This is a genomic window from Mesorhizobium sp. M2A.F.Ca.ET.037.01.1.1 (genome assembly GCF_003998075.1).
Taxonomy (GTDB): Bacteria; Pseudomonadota; Alphaproteobacteria; order Rhizobiales; family Rhizobiaceae; genus Mesorhizobium.
In genome coordinates this window covers 1-2382 of sequence record NZ_RZSA01000976.1, presented here as the reverse complement: position 1 = coordinate 2382, position 2382 = coordinate 1, and the positions used below count along the sequence as shown (strand labels likewise).

Annotated in this window: 3 protein-coding genes; 1 reads left to right on the top strand and 2 read right to left on the bottom strand. The window is 64.1% G+C overall.

Annotated features, from left to right (window positions below):
• The coding region (locus tag EOA27_RS32180) for a TIGR01459 family HAD-type hydrolase (RefSeq protein WP_127258229.1) at window positions 1–353 on the top strand (353 nt) is incomplete at its 5' end.
• Here the strand turns inward: EOA27_RS32180 and ugpC are convergent.
• Both ugpC and EOA27_RS32170 read right to left on the bottom strand, forming a co-directional pair.
• Window positions 354–1421, bottom strand: coding sequence for a sn-glycerol-3-phosphate ABC transporter ATP-binding protein UgpC (gene ugpC, locus EOA27_RS32175; protein WP_127258224.1), 1068 nt, complete (start codon window positions 1419–1421; stop codon window positions 354–356).
• 3 nt (window positions 1422–1424) lie between these two features.
• Complete coding sequence (locus EOA27_RS32170; RefSeq protein WP_127258222.1) at window positions 1425–2273, bottom strand: carbohydrate ABC transporter permease; 849 nt, start codon at window positions 2271–2273, stop codon at window positions 1425–1427.
• Window positions 2274–2382: the final 109 nt, after the last annotated feature.

The window sequence follows — 2382 nt, the reverse complement described above, 5'->3', positions numbered from 1 at the left end:
ACAGCTTCTGCACCAATCCGGATCGGATCATGCTGACCGCGGTCGGACCGCGCTTCGGCGCCGGCGAGATCGCCGACCTTTACGAACGCCTCGGCGGCAGCGTCACCCGTATCGGCAAACCCTATCCGGCGATCTACGAAGCGGCGCTCGCGCTTGCGGGAAATCCGGATCGTCACGACGTGGTCTGTGTCGGCGACAGCGTCGAGCACGACATCGCCGGCGGCCAAGCCGCCGGCGTGGCGACCGCGCTGGTTTTGTCCGGGATATTGGTCGACAGCGGCGACCCTGCCGGGCTTCTCGACGAATTCAACGCGCATGCGGATTACATGCTGGACGCGTTTCGATGGCGTTGACTATTCGATCCTGCTGCCGCTCTTTGGATCGAACAGATGCAGCGCCGCAGGGTCGGCGGCCAGCCGAATGATGTCGCCCGGCCTGACGTTGCTGCGGCCCATGACGAAGACGCATATCTGCTGGTTGGCCAGCCTGACATAGAACTGCGTCGACAGGCCGAGCGGCTCGACTACTTCGACCTCGGCCTTGAGCGCGCCATCGTCGACCAGCTTGATGTGCTCAGGCCGCAGGCCAATGGTGAGCGCATCGCCGTCCTTGAGCGGCAGGCCATCCGGCAGCCGCAGCTTCTGGCCGTCGGCGAGCACGGCATCGACCTTGCCGCCCTTGGCGACCTTGGCCGGCAAGAAATTCATGCCGGGCGAGCCGATGAAGCCGGCGACGAAGGTGTTGGCCGGCCGGTCGTAAAGCTCGAGCGGGCGGCCAACCTGCTGCACATAACCGTCATGCATGACGACGATGCGGTCGGCCATAGTCATGGCCTCGACCTGGTCGTGCGTGACATAGACGGACGTGGTCTTGAGCTGCTGATGCAGCGCCTTGATCTCGGCGCGCATATGGACGCGCAGCTTGGCGTCGAGATTGGAAAGCGGCTCGTCGAACAGGAACACCTTCGGGTCGCGCACGATGGCGCGGCCCATGGCGACGCGCTGGCGCTGGCCGCCGGAGAGCTGGCGCGGCAGGCGGCCGAGATAGGAGTCGAGGCCGAGCCGCTTGGCGGCGGCGCCGACGCGGCTGTCGATCGTCGTCTTCTCGGCCTTCTTCAGCATCAGGCTGAAGCCCATGTTCGAGGACACGTCCATATGCGGATAGAGCGCGTAGGACTGGAACACCATGGCAATGTCGCGGTCCTTGGGCGCGACATCGTTGACCAGCCGCTCGCCGATATGGATCTCGCCGCCGGTGACCTCTTCGAGGCCGGCGATCATGCGCAGCAGCGTGGACTTGCCGCAGCCGGACGGGCCGACCAGCACGACGAACTCGCCGTCGGCGATCTCCAGATCGACGCCATGCAGGATGCGCAGCGAGCCGTAATCCTTCTCGACGTTTTGCAGGGTGACGGAAGCCATCTTTTATCCTTTGACCGCGCCAGCGGTAAGGCCGGTGACGAGATAACGTTGCAGGAAAGCGAAGAAGACGCAGACCGGGATCAGCGCCAGGATGGAGGCCGCCATCATCTGCCCCCAGTCGACGGCGAACTTGCCGATGAAGGTGAGCAGGCCGACGGCAAAGGTCTTCTGCTCGTCGCTGGAGATCAGCATCAGCGCGAACAGCAATTCGCTCCAGGCGGCGGTGAAGACGAAGCCGAGCGTGGCGCCCATGCCGGGCAAGGTCAGCGGCACGATCACCCGGCGCATCGCCTGGGCGCGGGTGCAGCCGTCGATCATCGCCGCTTCCTCGAGATCCTTCGGGATACCGTCGAAAAAGGATTGCATCAGGAAGGTGGCGAAGGCCGTGTTGAAGGCGGTGTAGATGATGATCAGGCCGATCAGGCTGTTGGTGAGACCCAGATCGCCCATGATGCGGTAGATAGGCGGGATGACCATGACAAGCGGGAAGGTCTGGGTGAGCAGCAACAGGATCGCCAAAGTCGCCTTCCCGCGGAAGGTGAAGCGCGACATGGCGTAACCGGCAAGCGTGGCGATGACGGTGACGAACGCGGCCGTCGACACCGAGACGATGACGCTGTTGAGGAAATAGCGCGGGAAGTTGGAGGCCTCGAGCACGGTGGCGAAATTCTTTAGCGTCGTCTCCGACGGCCAGAAGGTGATGCCTTCGGAATAGAGCAGGCGCTCGGGCGTCACCGAGATCTTCAGCGTCCAGAAGATGGGGAACAGCGCGAAGATCACGTAAGCCGCGATGGCCGCGTAGAGGCCGATGCCGCCGAAGATGCGCGAGGAGGTGGAGCGACCGGCGATCATCAGACGTGCCTCACCAGCGTGCGGCGGATGGCGATCAGCCCGATGGCGTAGACGATCAGGAGCGCCAGAAGCAGCACCGCGACCGCCGAGGCGTAGCCTTTGTCGAGCG

What these genes read in the sequence shown, in the direction of transcription:
- ugpC (WP_127258224.1), bottom strand. Translation starts at nt 1,421, where the DNA reads ATGGCTTCCGTCACCCTGCAAAACGTCGAGAAGGATTACGGCTCGCTG.
- EOA27_RS32170 (WP_127258222.1), bottom strand. Translation starts at nt 2,273, where the DNA reads ATGATCGCCGGTCGCTCCACCTCCTCGCGCATCTTCGGCGGCATCGGC.